This is a genomic window from Hungatella sp. L36 (assembly GCF_014288035.1).
Genome location: NZ_JACOPC010000008.1, coordinates 61,983 through 78,598, shown reverse-complemented (window position 1 = coordinate 78,598; position 16,616 = coordinate 61,983). Strand labels below are relative to the sequence as shown.

The 16,616-nt window shown below is 47.1% G+C and carries 17 protein-coding genes and 1 riboswitch; of the genes, 15 read left to right on the top strand and 2 right to left on the bottom strand.

The annotated features are described in order from the left end of the window. The first annotated feature begins 52 nt into the window (after nucleotides 1-52). On the top strand, nucleotides 53-997 hold the full coding sequence (locus H8S80_RS18900; protein WP_243007866.1) for a helix-turn-helix domain-containing protein: 945 nt from the start codon (nucleotides 53-55) through the stop codon (nucleotides 995-997). A 187-nt stretch (nucleotides 998-1,184) separates the two neighbouring features. Here the strand turns inward: H8S80_RS18900 and H8S80_RS18895 are convergent, their stop codons facing one another. Continuing rightward, nucleotides 1,185-1,880, bottom strand: coding sequence for a GntR family transcriptional regulator (locus H8S80_RS18895; protein WP_002601112.1), 696 nt, complete (start codon nucleotides 1,878-1,880; stop codon nucleotides 1,185-1,187). Nucleotides 1,881-2,257: 377 nt separating this feature from the next. Between H8S80_RS18895 and H8S80_RS18890 the strand changes: the two genes are divergently transcribed. The 8 genes from H8S80_RS18890 to H8S80_RS18855 all read left to right on the top strand — a co-directional run bounded on the left by H8S80_RS18890 (nucleotide 2,258) and on the right by H8S80_RS18855 (nucleotide 10,633). After that, complete coding sequence (locus H8S80_RS18890; RefSeq protein WP_117621409.1) at nucleotides 2,258-2,608, top strand: cupin domain-containing protein; 351 nt, start codon at nucleotides 2,258-2,260, stop codon at nucleotides 2,606-2,608. Nucleotides 2,609-2,662: 54 nt separating this feature from the next. Then, nucleotides 2,663-4,321: an ABC transporter substrate-binding protein gene (locus H8S80_RS18885; protein ID WP_117621408.1), complete on the top strand. Its 1,659-nt coding sequence runs from the start codon at nucleotides 2,663-2,665 to the stop codon at nucleotides 4,319-4,321. A gap of 12 nt (nucleotides 4,322-4,333) precedes the next feature. Further along, the gene (locus H8S80_RS18880; RefSeq protein ID WP_117621407.1) at nucleotides 4,334-5,302 is read left to right on the top strand and encodes an ABC transporter permease; all 969 of its coding nucleotides are present in this window, start codon (nucleotides 4,334-4,336) and stop codon (nucleotides 5,300-5,302) included. Nucleotides 5,303-5,305: 3 nt separating this feature from the next. Then, nucleotides 5,306-6,160 (top strand): ABC transporter permease, encoded by an 855-nt coding sequence (locus tag H8S80_RS18875; protein WP_207729859.1) that lies wholly within the window; start codon nucleotides 5,306-5,308, stop codon nucleotides 6,158-6,160. Next, nucleotides 6,160-7,161 carry an ABC transporter ATP-binding protein gene (locus H8S80_RS18870; protein ID WP_117621406.1) on the top strand — a complete coding sequence of 334 codons (1,002 nt, stop codon included), beginning with the start codon at nucleotides 6,160-6,162 and terminating at the stop codon, nucleotides 7,159-7,161. The genes H8S80_RS18875 and H8S80_RS18870 overlap by 1 nt, the downstream gene beginning before the upstream one ends. Next, nucleotides 7,158-8,156 carry an ABC transporter ATP-binding protein gene (locus H8S80_RS18865; protein WP_320959205.1) on the top strand — a complete coding sequence of 333 codons (999 nt, stop codon included), beginning with the start codon at nucleotides 7,158-7,160 and terminating at the stop codon, nucleotides 8,154-8,156. The genes H8S80_RS18870 and H8S80_RS18865 overlap by 4 nt, the downstream gene beginning before the upstream one ends. Nucleotides 8,157-8,198: 42 nt before the next feature. Next, nucleotides 8,199-9,152, top strand: a complete 954-nt coding sequence (locus H8S80_RS18860; protein ID WP_117621405.1) for an isocitrate lyase/PEP mutase family protein — start codon at nucleotides 8,199-8,201, stop codon at nucleotides 9,150-9,152. Between the two features lie 188 nt (nucleotides 9,153-9,340). Continuing rightward, nucleotides 9,341-10,633 (top strand): RNA-binding domain-containing protein, encoded by a 1,293-nt coding sequence (locus tag H8S80_RS18855; RefSeq protein ID WP_243007865.1) that lies wholly within the window; start codon nucleotides 9,341-9,343, stop codon nucleotides 10,631-10,633. Nucleotides 10,634-10,660: 27 nt separating this feature from the next. Here H8S80_RS18855 and H8S80_RS18850 read toward each other — a convergent pair whose 3' ends face one another. Beyond that, a complete protein-coding gene (locus tag H8S80_RS18850) occupies nucleotides 10,661-10,807 on the bottom strand; it encodes a toxin-antitoxin system, antitoxin component, HicB domain protein (protein WP_181987897.1) in 147 nt (48 codons plus the stop codon). Between the two features lie 257 nt (nucleotides 10,808-11,064). Here H8S80_RS18850 and H8S80_RS18845 point away from each other — a divergent pair, with 257 nt between their 5' ends. The 6 genes from H8S80_RS18845 (at nucleotide 11,065) to cytX (ending at nucleotide 16,502) form a co-directional block, all read left to right on the top strand. Further along, the gene (locus H8S80_RS18845; RefSeq protein ID WP_117621403.1) at nucleotides 11,065-11,823 is read left to right on the top strand and encodes an EFR1 family ferrodoxin; all 759 of its coding nucleotides are present in this window, start codon (nucleotides 11,065-11,067) and stop codon (nucleotides 11,821-11,823) included. Between the two features lie 59 nt (nucleotides 11,824-11,882). Further along, a riboswitch (TPP riboswitch) is annotated at nucleotides 11,883-11,992 on the top strand. 77 nt (nucleotides 11,993-12,069) lie between these two features. Then, nucleotides 12,070-12,894 (top strand): hydroxyethylthiazole kinase, encoded by an 825-nt coding sequence (gene thiM, locus H8S80_RS18840; RefSeq protein WP_117621545.1) that lies wholly within the window; start codon nucleotides 12,070-12,072, stop codon nucleotides 12,892-12,894. After that, a complete protein-coding gene (gene thiE / locus H8S80_RS18835; protein WP_117621402.1) occupies nucleotides 12,878-13,540 on the top strand; it encodes a thiamine phosphate synthase in 663 nt (220 codons plus the stop codon). Before thiM ends, thiE begins: the two co-directional genes overlap by 17 nt. Nucleotides 13,541-13,576: 36 nt before the next feature. Next, nucleotides 13,577-14,242 (top strand): HAD family hydrolase, encoded by a 666-nt coding sequence (locus H8S80_RS18830; protein WP_117621401.1) that lies wholly within the window; start codon nucleotides 13,577-13,579, stop codon nucleotides 14,240-14,242. A gap of 168 nt (nucleotides 14,243-14,410) precedes the next feature. Further along, entirely contained in the window at nucleotides 14,411-15,304 is an 894-nt protein-coding gene (thiD, locus tag H8S80_RS18825; RefSeq protein ID WP_117621400.1) for a bifunctional hydroxymethylpyrimidine kinase/phosphomethylpyrimidine kinase, read from the top strand. Continuing rightward, a complete protein-coding gene (gene cytX, locus H8S80_RS18820; protein ID WP_117621399.1) occupies nucleotides 15,294-16,502 on the top strand; it encodes a putative hydroxymethylpyrimidine transporter CytX in 1,209 nt (402 codons plus the stop codon). The genes thiD and cytX overlap by 11 nt, the downstream gene beginning before the upstream one ends. The last annotated feature ends 114 nt before the right edge of the window (nucleotides 16,503-16,616 follow it).

Genomic DNA, 16,616 nt, shown 5'->3' with positions numbered 1-16,616 from the left:
GAAAAGAAAGCGGCCGGTAAATTTGATAATATATGGAGTGACGGAGGTAATTATGAACAGCAGCAAAACATTCAATGACGTAATCCTATATTTGGAAAAAATAATTCCCGATGGCTGTGAAATCGATTATCATGAAATATCCAGAATAGCCATGAGTCCGGCCGCGTTGTTTCAGCGTATTTTCAATTTTATCTCGGGGATCAGCATTTCTGATTATGTAAGAAAACGAAGACTGACATTGGCCGGATACGATCTTAAAAATACGGATATTTCTGTTCTTGATGCGGCGGTGAAATACGGTTTTCAGTCTCATTCCTCTTTTTCACGTGCCTTTAAGGAGCACCATGGGATTACGCCTTCACAGGCCAGAATGAAAAATGCCCGGCTAAATGATTATCTTCCGATTAATTTCTCAGATATGAGATTTGTAGGAGGAAAGCGTATTATGGCTGAAATGAAACGCATCATGTATAAGGAAACACCCGAACGGCTCATGGTGGGGCTGCCTCGGGAAACCAGCTTTTCCGACGCCGGCTTTGTATGGCAGGAATTCTTTCAGGGAGATACCATTGAAAAACTGGACAGGCTGGCGGACGTCAAATGCTGTGATGACATTGACGAAAATGACGGAATTGGTTTCATGTACGACTTTAGCGACAGAATGAATTTTAAGATAGTGATAGGTGACTTTGTCCGGATGCAGACGGAAATACCGGAGGGACTGTTCGTAAAACACATACCCAAAGGCAGGGCGGCTTATGTTCAGATTGAGGGCAGCAATGTGGCAGAAATCCTTGATTCTGCTTACTTGCTGATTACGGAAGCGATTGAGAAAACAGGTGGAACCATTGACTTCGACAACTTTTACTGGTGTGAGATTTATACCCATGAGCGTTATTCGGAACCGTTTGCGAGGGGAGAAAAAGTCGTGATTGATTATATTATGCCGGTGAAGGCAGATGCGGAGGCGGCAGGAGAATGCCTGGAAGAGAAATAATCTGGAAGAGAAATAAGGGGGAGGGATCGGGAAATAAATAACATATTTGATATAATTCGTCGCAGATAGGAAGAACGGGCGGCAATATGCAGCCCGCCCTTCCTTTTTTTGTATGATTTTTTGTATACCGAGTCTGCGTCTCTTTCTCAAATCCCATCAATCTTAAGTTTTTAACTGCGAAAGGCTTTTAACTGCTCCAGTCTTTTAGCTGCTTCTTATAAGTCTCGGGCGGTGTCGTATTATAAGCCTGAAGCGAATAGAAGTAATCGAGAGCGGCCCGCCGGCAGGACTCCACATGTGTTTTCATCAGAGACTGCGCCTTATCGACGTCCTTTTCCAGCAGCGCATCGAGAATTCCCATGTGCTCTTCCCTCGCATCATGAATCTGCACACGGTTTTGCTTGCTGGCAATAATAACCCTCGTATTGTCATCAAAGACTCTGTGCATCATATCGATAATGTAACGATTTCCGCAGTATTCAATGATAAATAAATGCATGGCAGTGTCCAGACGGAAGCTGTTGGGGATATCCTCGAAGTCTTCCAGAAATTTGCCGCGAAACTGGATCAGTTCGCTTTCCGGCAGATAGGGAGCGGCCATGCGAAGCGCCACGGGTTCTATCTCAATTCTGGTCTGAAAAATCTGAAGCACATCGCTCAGTAAAATATCTGATACGTAAATCCCCTTCTTTGGCATGATCTTCACAAAACCATCCGATTCCAGCCTGCTGATGGCTTCCCGGACAGGAGTGCGGCTGAATCCCAGATCCTCGGCAAGGCGAGCCTCGTTGAGCAGCGTCCCTGGCTCGTAGGTGCAGTCCAGTAACCGCTCCTTTATCGTTTCATAAGCTTTATTTTTTAAATCCCGATTGTTTGCTGCCATGGTTTTACACTCCTATTCTTCTGATGCAAAGTATACAATAAGTATATTATACAACGGTTCCGGGAAAACAACAAGCATTATTTAAAGGAATGTTTTTAAGAATTACCATTATTTTACAGGAGTTTTATAGTGATTTATCTTTTATAATGAACGTATGATATTGTTTTAAATGATAATATATCAAAGAATAAAAAAACATAATATGTAAAAAGTGCACAAAAATATTGCTTGTATATCTACTATTTGAGCATTGAAAACAAAATAATCTTGTTGTATACTACAGATACATATCAAGTATGCATTAATGCGCAGGTTATAAATCCATGGAAATGTAACTCGTTGAGATCAGAGAAGAGAAAGGGGGAAGCAGCTGAGAGATGGTCAAGAGAGCGGAAGAGTTGGTTACAGAACAAAAGCCCAGCCCATTTAATGGCCCAGGGACAATTTCCTGCAAAGAGCTGTTGAAGGTGCCGGAGGAAATGTATGATAAGGGTCGTTTCTTCGGTCATACCACGGTAATGCCGGGATCAGGGATTGGTTATCACATCCACGAAAAGGAATCTGAGACCTATTACATTCTAAAGGGAACGGGCCGGTTTAATGACAATGGAACAATTAAGATTGTGAAGCCGGGTGATGTGACTTTTACCGGAGCAGGAGAAGGACACGGTCTGGATGCGGTGGGGGAAGAACCGCTGGAAGTGATTGCACTGATTCTGTTCCAGTAAAAACATGTGAACAAAATATTCCAATTAAGGAAAAGGGGAAGGAAGTACACACATATGAAAAAATTTACAGCAGTATTACTGGCAGCAGCAATGGCATTTTCTTTGACCGCATGTGGGGGAAACAGCGGCAGTACGACAACCGCAGGTACCGAAGGTCAGACAACAAAGGAAGAACAGGCAAAGCCGGAGACGGATACGACCGCACAGGCTGAGGCACAGACAGAGGCGGCCGGACAGCCGAAAGAAGGCGGCACACTAAAAATGGGGATGAGCGTAGAGTGTATGACGGCCGCCGCATGGCGTATAAGAAGCAATCAGGAGACGGTGACCTGGGGATTGGTTTATGAACCGCTGATTAAACTGGATGATGCAGGAAATCCGGTTGGTTATTTAGCTAAATCTCTGGAAGGGGATAAGGAGAATCTTACTTATACCGTAACACTTCGTGATGATGTGTATTTTTCAGATGGCTCTCACTTAGATGCAGATGTTCTATTATGGAACTTCGAGAATTTCAAGGAGAAATCCCAGACTTCCAGCACTCATTTCGGAAGCGTGGATTCATTCGAAAAAACAGGGGATTATACGGTAGTCATTCATTTGAATGAGTGGAACAGCCAGATACCGTATTCTCTAAACAGTGTACCAGGGCTTATGTATTCCAAGAAGGCGTTTGACGAGAACGGTGAAGAATGGTGTATGCAGAATCCGGTAGGAACCGGTCCTTATGTGCTTGATAAGTGGGTAAACGACGATTCCAAGACCTTTAAGAAAAACGAGAACTATTGGAATAAAGAGGCGACTGTATATTTAGACAGTGTAGAAACGAAGGTTATTGCCGATGAGATGAGTGCCCAGGCCGCACTGTTAAATGGGGATATCAACGCATATTTCGGTGGAAGTACTTCTTTCCAGAACACCATGATGAAGGCCGGATTTGAAAGAGCGGCAAATAAGATGAATTACCGTATTTATTTCCTGATCTTTGCCAGTGATGTGGAAGGTTCTCCGTTAGCAGACGTAAAAGTGAGACAGGCAATCAGCTATGCTATTGATTCTCAGAGTATTGCAGAAAACGTTGATTTTGGTATTACCTTTGTGTCAAAAGAATATGCGGTAGAGGGAACTCCTTTCTATAATGACGCAGTCAAGGGATATGGCTATGATGCAGCGAAGGCAAAGGAACTTCTTAAGGAAGCAGGTTATGAAAATGGATTCACAACAACAGTTTACGCGGGAGTGGATCAGGCGCTGACCAGCTATCTTGTGGCAATCCAGGGATATTTAAAGGAAGTCGGAATTACGCTTGATATTGAAGAGCAGGAAACGGCAATCTGGACCTCCAAGGGAATTTACGATATTGACGAGGGTATGATTCTCGCAGGCCATGGATTTGGCGCAAACTTAGTAAACCAGCAGGTTTCCAATTTCTCCAAACGTGCCAGGGAAGGCGTAGGAATGCTGAAGGAATGCAAGCTGCATCCGGATGATTTAGACAATGCGATCATGAGTGCTTTGCAGGCATCTGATACGGCGGAGATGTTAAAATATGAGTTCCAGGCTCAGGAAATGATTATCGACGACTACTGTCTGGGCTATCCGGTGGTTATGAGTGAGGCGTATGTGACCATGATGAACAAGGATCTGGTAGATGCCAACTGCTTCGCCAATAATGATAACTTCCCGGATTTTACGGGTATTTACTTTAAATAAAGGAGACAGACAATGAACTCTTACATTACGTTTATTGTCAAGAAGGTTTTGTTGTCGATTGTTACCGTATTTGCCATTTCCATATTTGCTTTTCTAATCATGCAGATGACGCCCGGCGATCCGGTTCGTGCCATGCTGGGCGCAGAGGCTGATGAAGAGATTGTAGAGGCAACACGAACGGAACTCAATTTAGACAAGCCTCTTGTCGTACAGTATACACTCTGGCTGAGAAATGCACTTCGCGGTGATTTTGGGACTTCGCTTGTGCTGAATCAGGATATTGGAGAGATTCTGGCAACCCGCATCCCGGTCACACTGTCACTGACGATTCCAGCATTAATTATTTCACTGGTTCTGGGAATTCTGATCGGTGTGCTGTGTGCGGTGCATCGCGGCTCTGCCCTGGACCAGATCATGACGGTTTTAATGACGACGATGAATGGAATTCCGGTGTTCTGGATTGGTATCATGATGATGTACTTTTTCGGAGTAAAACTGGGATGGCTTCCGTTAATGGGATATACAAGCCCCTTTGAGGATTTTGGACAATACGTGGCAAAGGCGGTCATGCCTGTCACCATCATGGCTTTTGGGCCGCTGTCTTCCATTGCGAGGCAGGTCCGGACGAATATGCTGGAGGTCATTAACCAGGATTACATCCGGACGGCCCGGGCCAACGGGCTGTCTGAAAGTTCAGTCAAATATAAACATGCCCTGAAGAATTCACTTATTCCGGTTATTACGTTGATTGCGCTTCAGGTTCGGTCGCTGGTAGGCGGTTCTCTTCTGGGTGAACAGGTATTTTCTATTGCGGGCATGGGACGTCTGATCATGGTATCAGTTATGAATAAGGATTACCTCGTCGTACAGGCAACAGTTTTTGTGATTTCACTTTTTGTAGTGGTCTGCAATCTGATATTGGATATTTCTTATGGCCTGGTAGATCCGAGAATCCGGTTAACCGGTGGAAAGGGGAGATGACGCTTGAAGAATACGAAAATAAAATCATTCTTAAGAACCTTTTTCAGCCGGGGAATCATCATCAAGATTTCCGTAGTGATTGCATTTGTATTCATTGCCGGCGCAGTGTTTGCTCCTGTGATCGGCCGCTACGATCCGAATGCTATCGAGTTGAACAATGCGCTTAAAGCATCAGGGAACGGTCATATTTTTGGTACTGACGCCTACGGGCGAGATGTTTTTACAAGACTTCTGTATGGCGCCAGAATTTCCCTGCTGGCCAGCGTGTTTTCCTGTCTTGCTGCGGCCATCATCGGAATGCTGCTTGGCCTGTTGGCAGGTTATTATGAAAAGGCGGCGGCGCTTATTATTATGAGGTATGTGGATATTCAGCTTTCTATTCCACCACTTCTGTTTACTATTGTCATCGGCCTGGTCGCCGGCCATGGATTGGGGGGCCTGATATTTGCTATCAGTTTTGGTCTGATTCCGGGATTTACAAGGCTTATGTATGGAATCGTGCTTTCTATTAAGGAAAGTGATTACATCGTAGCGCTTCGGCTGGCCGATATAAAGAGTTACAAGATTATATTAAAGCATTTGCTGCCAAACAGTTTTCCTTCCATGATTGTTATGTTTGCCACAAATTTAGGCTCTGCCATCATGCTGGAATCTACGCTGAGCTTTCTGGGTATCGGCATTCAGATGCCGACGGCTTCCTGGGGAAACATGGTGTCGGATGGATACTCTTACCTGTTCACCAACCCTATGCTGGCACTGCTTCCCGGTGTCTGTATCACGCTGATCGTGGTGGCCTTTAACATTATTGGTGACGGCTTAAGAGATGCGCTGGATCCTAGATTAAGGGGGAAACTGTGATGGAAGAGAACAGATTATTGGATGTAAAAGATTTAAAAGTATCTTTTTTTACTCCTTCCGGTGAGGTCAAAGCGGTCGGGGGCGTATCGTACCATGTGGACAGAGAAGAGGTCATTGCTATCGTAGGAGAGTCCGGATGCGGAAAATCCGTTACGCAGATGTCCGTAATGCAGATGATTCCTGATCCGCCGGGAAAAATCCTGGGAGGAGAGGTATGGTTTGAAGGCAAGAATCTGCTGAAGTACAAATCAAAATCAAAAGATATGCGATCGGTCCGTGGGGCACAGATATCCATGATCTTTCAGGAACCAATGACCGCGCTGAACCCTGTTTTTACAGTTGGAAACCAGCTTTCAGAGGTGATCCGTACTCATATGAAGGTCAGTAAAAAAGAAGCATGGAAGATCGGGATACAGTCTCTGGAAGCCGTAGGAATCCCGGACCCTGAAGAACGAATGAAAAACTATCCGTTTGAGATGAGCGGAGGAATGCGCCAGCGAGTGCTGATTGCGATTGCAGTGGCATGCCGGTCCAAGCTGATCATCGCGGATGAACCGACGACTGCTCTGGATGTGACGACACAGGCTCAGGTAATGGAACTGCTGCTTAATGTTGTAAAGCAGTATAAGACGTCTTTGATTGTTGTTACCCATAATCTGGGACTGGTGTCCCGCTATGCGAAGCGAATTTACGTTATGTACGCGGGACGGGTTGTGGAATGCGGAACAACGGAGGACTTGCTAACCAGGCCGAAGCATCCGTATACCATGGGGCTTCTGCAGGCAGTTCCAAGGCTGGACGATGACAAGGAGCAGGATCTGATACCGATTCACGGTGCGCCGCCCAACCTTGCAAAGCTGCCGGATGGCTGCTATTTTATGCCGCGATGCCCCTATGCATGTGATAAATGCAAAAATTCAAGCTATCCGGAATTTAAGGAAGTGGGGGAGCGGGGACATTTTGCAGCATGCCATCTGGATATAAAGGAGGGCGGGGAGTGAGTAAAGAGATGAAAAAAGAGCCGATCCTTAAAGTAGAACATTTGAAGATGTATTTCCCGCTTACGAAAGGTTTTATGAAAAAAACAGGCGGCGTGGTAAAAGCCGTTGATGATATCTCCTTTTCTGTGGAAAAGGGAAAAACCCTGGGAATTGTGGGAGAGTCGGGATGTGGAAAGACGACTACCGGCAAATGCATTTTACAGATTAACAAGCCCACAGAGGGAAAAATTCTTTATGAGGGACAGGATTTAATCACTATGGACAGGAGTCGTCTAAAGGATTGCAGAAGAGATATTCAAATGATATTTCAGGATCCGTTTGGCTCGCTGGATCCACGGCAGAAGGCATTTTCCATTATACGAGAGGTGCTGGTGGAAGAGGATGACTATCACGGAGCCGATGAAGTCAAAAATAAGGTGAATGAACTTCTGGTAAAGGTTGGACTGTCAGAGGAGATGGGGGAGCGGTATCCTCACGAGATGAGCGGCGGGCAGAGACAGCGTTTGGGTATAGCGAGGGCATTGGCCTGTGATCCTAAAATTATTATCTGCGATGAGCCGGTTTCGGCTTTGGACGTCTCCATTCAGGCGCAGATTATCAACCTGTTTAAGGAATTACAGCGGGAAATGGGATTGACGTATATTTTCGTTGCCCACGATCTGGCTGTGGTCCGCCATATCGCTGACGTGATTGCGGTTATGTATCTGGGGCGGATTATGGAAATGATGGAAGCTGTTGAACTCTATAAAAATCCAATGCATCCATATTCGCAGGCGCTTTTGTCCGCGATTCCAATCGTGGATTACTATGAGGAACAGAAGAGGGAACGTATTCTGCTGAAGGGAGAGGTACCGAGTCCGATTCACGCACCTTCCGGCTGCCCGTTCCATCCGAGATGCCCTTATGCCTCTGAAAAGTGCAGGACAGCACCTCCTGAACTCAAGGACCTGGGGAACGGTCACTATGTGGCATGTTATCATGTGGATAAAAACTGAATTCGAAAACTATAAATTAACAGAAGAAAAAGGAGAAGGATTATGTCAGCTAAAAAATCAATCAGACAGCTGTTGGAAGCAAAGGAATTTATCTGGGCACCGTGTATTTATGACTGCGTTTCTGCCCGTGTGGTGGAGAAGTGCGGCTACAATGCGTGCCTGATCAGCAGCTGTGAGTTAGAATTTGCCATGAATGGTATTCCTGCCGGGCTGTACAATTGGGAAGAGTATATCTGGGCTACGGAGCGTATTGCCGGTTCTACGACACTTCCGGTCATCGTGGATGGAGAAAACGGCGGTGGAACACCACTGGCGGTCTATCGCAACTGCAAGCGCCTGGCGGAGGCCGGAGCCATGGCAATCTCGATTGAGGATACACTTTCCGGTGCGGTAGCGGTTGACTATTTTTATGGACATGGCCGTGGGTATATGGATAGAGAGCTTTGGGCCGCTAATGTTCATGCCGCGGTAGATGCGGTTAAAGGAACCGACTGCATGATTATTGCCCGTACGGACTGCAAGGGCGGTGGTGCCGCACAGACGGGGGCGATCGCTGACAATCCATTCTGCCTGGGACTGGAAGAAGCGATTCTTCGTGCGAAGATGGGGGTGGAAGCAGGAGCAGAAATTACCATGATCCAGAATATCTGCCATGCTGGCTGTGAAGAAGAGTGCAGGAGAATCGCCAGAGAAGTTCCGGGCTACCATTTCTATCCGGATGTACACGCTACAGACGGAGTTCCGGACGCAACGCTGGAACAGATGGAGGAATGGGGATTCCAGCTTGTATCTAATCATGCTGCCATGAAGGGTGCGACAAAGGGGATGATGGAATACTTCAGTGAGAACTTTAAAAATAAAAATACAGTTTATACGGAAAACGACGAGTTCTATGATATGGGCCATATCTTTACGCCGTTCGAAATGGAGGACTGGATCGAGAGAGATAAGAAATATGTCACTTATGAGGCGGAGTTAAGAGAGAAGAACAAATAGAGTGGAGCAGTTAGGGCTTCAGGCAGAGTTTCACTTTGCCTGAGGCCTTTTTAAATAGCACATGATGAAGAAACGATTATATTATGATTAAATACGAAAAGTAGACGAATTATGATAATTATCGCGATTTATCGCGATTGAAATCGCGATTTCATCGTGATATAATAAGAAAAAAACATGGAAGGTGTATGATGGATTTTTCAGAAAGCAGTCGATTGGAATTGAAGGAAATAATAAATAATGATTTCAAAAAAGAGATCATCGCTTTTGCTAATACGGATGGAGGAGAAATATATGTAGGAGTGGCGAAAGATGGAACTGTCGTTGGAGTAGAAAACAGTGAGAGAGATATGGAACGAATCAGCAGCATGATCCATGATGGCATTCATCCGGATCTTATTCCGTTTACAACGATAGAAACGATAAAAATTGACGCGAAACAATTGATCCATGTTACTGTTTCACGAGGTGGAAGACCTCCGTATCACCTTACCGACAAAGGTTTGAAGCCCAGTGGCGTTTATGTCAGGCATGGCGTAGTCTCTGTACCGGCGAGTGAAGAAATGATACGCGATATGATACGTCAGAGTGATGGGCTTACATATGACCGCGTGCGTTCCATGAATCAGGATTTAACCTTTCAATTTGCAGAATATTATTTTAAAGAAAAAAAAGTATCTTTTACAGAGGAGAATAAACGTACTTTGGGTCTGACAGACTCTGACGGATATTATACCAACACGGCGTTGCTGTTATCGGATCAGTGTGAACACAGTATAAAATGCGCGGTATTTGAAGGGACGGATAAAACCCGATTTAAAACACGAAGAGAATTTTACGGCTCTGTATTTAAACAACTGGAAAATGTTTATGAATATATTAGTTTAATTAATAATGTCCATGCTGATTTTATCGGATTGGAACGGGTGGAGCACTTTGATTATCCTGAATATGCCATTCGCGAAGCGCTGCTGAATGCGATTGTGCACCGGGACTATGATTATTCTGGCAGTATTATTATTAATATTTTTGATGACAGGATTGAATTTGTATCAATTGGAGGCCTGGTAAAGGGAATTACACTGGCGGATATTCTGCACGGCGTATCCCAATCGAGAAATATGGTGCTGGCAAATATTTTTTACCGGCTGAAACTGGTTGAGAGCTATGGTACTGGGATACAGAGAATTATGCAAAGCTATAGCGGGAATTCTTCCCCCAGTTTTTTGACGGAGGCGTCTTCTTTTGTAACAATCCTTCCGAATCAAAATTACAGTGTACAAACCATAAGTGATATGGGGGCGGAAGATAAAGTGTTGAGGCTGCTGCGTGAGAAAAAAGAAATAAACCGAAAGGATGTGGAAGAACTACTGAATTGTTCTGGATTTCCTGCGAGAAAGGTCCTTAAATCCCTGCTCAATCAGAATAAAATTGAGGTAATTGGCAATGCAAGAGCTACCAGATATATACTAAAAAAATAAATGTTTTGTCATGGCTTCAGGCAAATTTCACTTTGCCTGAAGCCTTTTTAATAAAGCCTCCTGAAGAATCTGTGAGAAATTAAGACCGGCATTCGATGCCGCTTCATTCAGCCATTCGGGAATCGTCAGCGTCTTCTTAACGGCCTTGCTGCGGTGCTTTTTTCGATAATCCATGGTGTCGCACAGAATATAATTAACAAATTGGCCTTCTTTAAGTATAATATCTTCCAAATTGCCAGGCGGAGGGATGACGCGGTTGTCTGCTTCATATCTATATAGAACCAGGGCCTGGCACAAAAACCAATCCATAACAATCCGAAACAACAGGATAACTTGACAACTCCATCATTTGAATTTAAAGTTAGATGAACAAGAGTATTAACAATAAGAATCCATTCATAAGCACCGAAACATAATAGGAGACAATCACTATGATCTTATATTTTTCAGGGACAGGAAACAGCGAATACGCTGCAAAGCGAATCGGCAAGGAGATTCATGACGAAGCAGTCAGTTTGTTTGAGAAAATCCGCAGTCATGATTTTTCGGAAATGAGTTCAGACAATCCATGGGTGGTGGTCGTTCCCAACTATGCGCGGAGAATACCGCGGATCGTACAGGAATGGCTGATGAACACCAGGCTGATTGGAAACAAGAAGATTTATTTTGTCATAACCTGCGGTGGAAGTGCAGGAAATCCGGGAAAATATCTAAAAAAATTATGTACCGCAAAGAGCCTCAGTTACATGGGATATACCGCAATTACGATGCCGAAAAACTACATAGCGATGCTGACCACACCGACCAGGGAGGAGGCGTTGGAAATTATCCGGCAGTCAGAGCCTGTGATCGGCAAGGCGGCTCTGGCAATCAGGAGCGGCGAACCATTACCGGAGCCAACCGTGACATTTACGGATAAGATGAGCAGCGGCATTGCAAACGACCTGTTTTACATACTGTTTGTACATGCAGAAAAGTTCTGTGCCGCCGATACCTGCATTTCCTGTGGAAAATGCGTCAGGGTCTGTCCGCTGAACAATATCCGTCTTGAAAATGGGAAGCCTGTCTGGGGAAAGAACTGTACCCACTGTATGGCCTGTATCTGCCGCTGTCCCAGTAAGGCGATCGAGTACGGAGAACACAGCAGGGGGCTGGAACGATACGTCTGCCCTGAATATATTAAAGAGTGAAGCAAAATATAGAAGACAAAATACTTGAATTAATCTATAATCGTAGTATAATGTACCTGTAATCAAAAACGGGGTGCTCGCTGAAAGCGGGCTGAGAGTAGGCTGTTTTGCCTTGACCCATTAACCTGATTTGGATAATGCCAACGTAGGGAACATAAAAAAGCATGTATTTTATGCTGCAATGATACCTGTGGGTGTTATTGCAGCTTTTTTTTAGTCCTTACCAAAGAAGAAAAGGAGAATATCATGTTAAAAGAATGTCTGGAAAATGTCAGAAAGAAGTCGCCGCTGGTACATAACATCACAAATTACGTCACGGTAAACGACGTAGCCAACATCCTGCTGGCCTGCGGAGCGAGTCCGATTATGGCGGATGACAGGAACGATGTGGAGGACATCACCACAATCTGCTGCGGTTTAAACATTAATATCGGCACGCTGAATCAAAATACGGTTCCGTCCATGCTGCTGGCCGGAAAAAAAGCCAATGAGCTGGGCCATCAGGTCCTGCTGGATCCGGTTGGAGCGGGAGCGGGTACATTTCGGACCGAGACGGCTTTAAATCTGATGAGGGAAGTGCGCTTCGATGTGATCCGCGGAAATATTTCCGAGATCAAGACACTGGCCAGAGGCTTCGGACGCACGAAAGGCGTCGATGCGGATGCGGCAGACGCTGTAACGGAGGACAATCTTTCCGGGGCTGTCACATTTGTGAAGGAAATGGCGGCTGGCCTTGGCTGCATCATCGCGGTTACCGGTGCGATCGATCTGGTATCTGACGGAAACAGCACTTACGTGATCCGCAACGGCCGGCCGGAAATGGGTCAGATTACCGGAACCGGTTGTCAGCTTTCCGGGCTTATGACCGCATATCTGACAGCAAACCCGGACAATCGTCTGGAAGCGGCAGCAGCAGCTGTCTGCGCCATGGGACTTGCGGGTGAGATCGGATGGAGCCATCTGGAAAGCTATGAGGGAAATGCCACATACCGGAACCGGATTATTGACGCGATTTACCGGATGGATGGCGATACACTGGAGAAAGGAGCCAGGTATGAAATTAGACAGTGACAGCCTGCTTAACAGCAGCAGCCTTCTGCTGTATGCAGTAACAGACAGAAGCTGGCTGGGAGAGGAGACTCTGTACAGTCAGGTGGAAAAGGCGCTGAAGGGCGGCGCCACAATGATTCAGTTGAGAGAAAAGGATCTGTCGGAAGAGGCATTTCTGGATGAAGCCAGGTCCATCAAGGAGCTGTGCGGGCGTTACGGGGTGCCGTTTTTAATCAACGACAGCGTAGAGATCGCAGCAGCCGTGGACGCAGATGGCGTTCATGTAGGGCAGAGTGATATGGAGGCCGGAGATGTCCGCCGGAGACTTGGAGAAGGAAAGATCATCGGCGTATCGGCGCAGACCGTGGAACAGGCGCTTCTGGCGGAGAAGCACGGAGCCGATTACCTGGGAGTAGGAGCCGTATTCCACACGGGTACGAAAAAAGATGCCAGCGATGTGAGTGGTCAGACGTTAAAGGACATCTGCGCGGCGGTACATATCCCGGTCGTGGCGATCGGCGGAATTACAGCGGAAAATATGAAGCATTTGGCAGGAAGCGGTATCTGCGGCGTAGCTGTCGTGAGCGCCATCTTCGCTGAGGACGATATCGAGGAGGCCGCCAGGAGGTTGAAATGCGTGGCCGCGGCTGTAACAGAAAAGGAATAAAAACCGGCATCACATAGTCAGAGAAAGGAACGACCGATGAAGGGAGCCATATTTGATATCGACGGAACACTTCTGGATTCCATGTCCATGTGGGATCATGCCGGAGAGTGGTATTTAGACCGCCTCGGCATCAAGTCCGAACCGGGGCTTGGAAGACGTCTGCTTCCCATGAGTATGGAGCAGGCGGCCGGATATATGAGGGAGCAGTACTGCCTGGCACAGACCGAAGCGGAAATTGTAAGCGGCGTGGAAGAAACCGTAAGCCGGTATTACAGGGAGGAAGTTCTTCCGAAAGCAGGGGTTCCGGAGTTTCTTACCCAGCTTGGAAAACACGGTTTTGTGATGGCTGCGGCGACCTCCAGCAGCCGGAAGGAAGTGGAGGCGGCGCTTTCCCGATGCGGCCTTAAGGCGTTCTTCCGGCAGATATTTACCTGCACGGAGGTCGGGGCTGGAAAGGACCGGCCGGATATCTATTACGAGGCTCTCTCCTGCCTGGGAACAGAAAAAACGCGGACATGGGTGTTTGAGGACGCCCTCCATGCGGCAGTAACCGCGAAACATGCAGGATTTGCGGTTGCAGGAGTATATGATGAGGCCAGCGGAATGGATCAGGAAGCGTTAAAGAAGATTTCTGATTACTATTTAAAGGATTTCAATGATTTCCCCGCTTTTTACCGGATTGCTTCCGGGGCAGGTGAATGAAAATGAAATAGATTGAGGCGGTGAACTGCTGTAAATCCACCATGGCAGCACCGCCCCGCAGACCAGCGGCAGATTGGGGGCACCACCTTCTGTCGCTTAACAAAATGTAACGATTCAGCTGTGCGGCTGAATCATTACACAAAATTAATGCGAAGAGGAGAAAGAAAAATGAGAACAGCATTAACAATCGCCGGGACAGATCCCAGCGGAGGCGCCGGAATTCAGGCAGATTTGAAGACAATGACCGCCCACAGGGTCTACGGTATGAGCGCCATCACGGCCGTCGTAGCCCAGAATACTACCGGCGTAACAGGTATCATGGAGGTAACTCCGGAATTTTTGGCAGAGCAGCTTGACGATGTATTTACGGATATTTTCCCGGATGCGGTGAAGATCGGTATGGTTTCGTCCAGCGCTCTGATCAGAGTGATTGCAGAAAAACTGAAACAGTACCACGCGAAGAATATCGTCCTCGACCCTGTCATGGTAGCGACGGCGGGATCGAAGCTGATCAGCGACGAAGCCATATCCACGCTGAAGGAAGTGCTGATTCCGCTGGCGGATGTGATCACACCCAATATTCCGGAGATGGAAGTGTTGTCCGGTATGACAATTCGGTCAGACCGCGATATGGAACGGGCTGCTGCGAAGTTCGCAGGGGATACCTGCCACTGTGCCGTTCTCTGCAAAGGCGGCCATCAGCTTAACGATGCCAATGATCTCCTGTATGCGGATGGGGAGAATCTCTGGTTCTATGGAAAACGGATTGCCACTTCCAATACTCACGGTACCGGATGCACGCTGTCCAGCGCCATCGCTTCTAACCTGGCAAAGGGCCGCGGACTTGCGGAATCTGTGCGCAGGGCGAAGGCGTATTTATCCGGTGCACTCGGAGATATGCTGGATTTGGGAAAGGGAAGCGGCCCCATGAACCATGCATTTGCCATCGCGGGAGAGTATGGCGATGACGCCGGTATGTCCGGTGGCGCAGGCGATGGAGGAAACAGCAGCGGAAACTGCAGCGGAGGAAACTGCAGCGGAGGAAACTGCGATGGAAAATAAAGGGACGAGCACTTTAAACAACGGCCTGATCTGGTTTGGAGCCGGTGTCTCCATCGCGGAGATTCTGACCGGAACGTATCTGGCGCCTCTGGGATTTGAAAAAGGGCTGGCAGCCATTTTGCTGGGACATTTAATCGGCTGCACCATGCTGTTTTTCGCCGGCCTTATCGGAGGCATGAAACGGCTCAGCGCCATGGAGACGGTGAAGCTCAGCTTCGGCGGTAAGGGCTGCCTCCTGTTTGCCGTGTTAAATGTTCTGCAGCTGGTGGGTTGGACCGCGATCATGATCTATGACGGTGCGCTGGCGGCTAACAGCATTTACGGCACCGGCGCCTGGATCTGGTGTCTCGTGATCGGGGGCCTGATCATTGTCTGGATCCTGATCGGACTTAAAAATCTGGGGAAACTCAACACGGTGGCCATGGCGCTTCTGTTTATTTTAACGCTGATTCTTGGAAAGGTGATATTTTCCGGCTACGGCGGAAGCGGCCTCGTATCGGAAGAGGGTATGAGCTTCGGTGCAGCGGTGGAACTGTCTGTGGCCATGCCGCTGTCCTGGCTTCCGTTAATCAGCGATTATACGAGAGAGGCGAAAAAGCCGTTTCAGGCAACGCTTACGAGCACACTGGTCTACGGTGTGGTCAGCTGCTTTATGTATATCATCGGAATGGGAGCGGCACTTTTTACCGGTACATACGATATCGCAGTGATTATGGTCAAAGCAGGGCTGGGTGCTGCCGGGCTGTTCATTATCGTTCTCTCCACGGTTACCACCACGTTTCTGGACGCTTTTTCCGCCGGTGTATCCAGCACGGTAATATCCAGGGCAGTTAAGGAGAAATGGGCGGCCATCGCGGTTACGGTGATCGGTACGATCGCAGCCATCGTGTACCCCATGGACAATATTACCAATTTCCTGTATCTCATTGGTTCCGTGTTCGCACCGATGATTGCGATCCAGATCGCCGATACGTTTATTCTGAAAAATGATTTTCGAACTGTACGGTTCCACGTCCCCAACCTGGTGATCTGGGCATGCGGGTTTGTCCTCTACCGAATTCTGATGCATGTGGACACTCCGGTGGGAAATACACTGCCGGATATGGCGGTTACAATTGGCATCTGTCTCGTGTATCATGCGGTCAGCAGTGCGGCCGGCAGTAAAAAGGTGAATAAGGCAGAGCCGGAGAACGTGTAATGAGTTTCATAAATATATAGAAATCCCCTAAAAGATATGATAAAATGAAAATTGTCTGGAAACAGCCGCGGCGCTTGATGACCGCGGCTGTTTTTTAGCAGTAACCAGGTTAGA

What these genes read in the sequence shown, in the direction of transcription:
- H8S80_RS18900 (WP_243007866.1), top strand. Translation starts at nt 53, where the DNA reads ATGAACAGCAGCAAAACATTCAATGACGTAATCCTATATTTGGAAAAA.
- H8S80_RS18895 (WP_002601112.1), bottom strand. Translation starts at nt 1,880, where the DNA reads ATGGCAGCAAACAATCGGGATTTAAAAAATAAAGCTTATGAAACGATA.
- H8S80_RS18890 (WP_117621409.1), top strand. Translation starts at nt 2,258, where the DNA reads ATGGTCAAGAGAGCGGAAGAGTTGGTTACAGAACAAAAGCCCAGCCCA.
- H8S80_RS18885 (WP_117621408.1), top strand. Translation starts at nt 2,663, where the DNA reads ATGAAAAAATTTACAGCAGTATTACTGGCAGCAGCAATGGCATTTTCT.
- H8S80_RS18880 (WP_117621407.1), top strand. Translation starts at nt 4,334, where the DNA reads ATGAACTCTTACATTACGTTTATTGTCAAGAAGGTTTTGTTGTCGATT.
- H8S80_RS18870 (WP_117621406.1), top strand. Translation starts at nt 6,160, where the DNA reads ATGGAAGAGAACAGATTATTGGATGTAAAAGATTTAAAAGTATCTTTT.
- H8S80_RS18860 (WP_117621405.1), top strand. Translation starts at nt 8,199, where the DNA reads ATGTCAGCTAAAAAATCAATCAGACAGCTGTTGGAAGCAAAGGAATTT.
- H8S80_RS18855 (WP_243007865.1), top strand. Translation starts at nt 9,341, where the DNA reads ATGATGGATTTTTCAGAAAGCAGTCGATTGGAATTGAAGGAAATAATA.
- H8S80_RS18850 (WP_181987897.1), bottom strand. Translation starts at nt 10,807, where the DNA reads ATGGATTATCGAAAAAAGCACCGCAGCAAGGCCGTTAAGAAGACGCTG.
- H8S80_RS18845 (WP_117621403.1), top strand. Translation starts at nt 11,065, where the DNA reads ATGATCTTATATTTTTCAGGGACAGGAAACAGCGAATACGCTGCAAAG.
- thiM (WP_117621545.1), top strand. Translation starts at nt 12,070, where the DNA reads ATGTTAAAAGAATGTCTGGAAAATGTCAGAAAGAAGTCGCCGCTGGTA.
- thiE (WP_117621402.1), top strand. Translation starts at nt 12,878, where the DNA reads ATGAAATTAGACAGTGACAGCCTGCTTAACAGCAGCAGCCTTCTGCTG.
- H8S80_RS18830 (WP_117621401.1), top strand. Translation starts at nt 13,577, where the DNA reads ATGAAGGGAGCCATATTTGATATCGACGGAACACTTCTGGATTCCATG.
- thiD (WP_117621400.1), top strand. Translation starts at nt 14,411, where the DNA reads ATGAGAACAGCATTAACAATCGCCGGGACAGATCCCAGCGGAGGCGCC.
- cytX (WP_117621399.1), top strand. Translation starts at nt 15,294, where the DNA reads ATGGAAAATAAAGGGACGAGCACTTTAAACAACGGCCTGATCTGGTTT.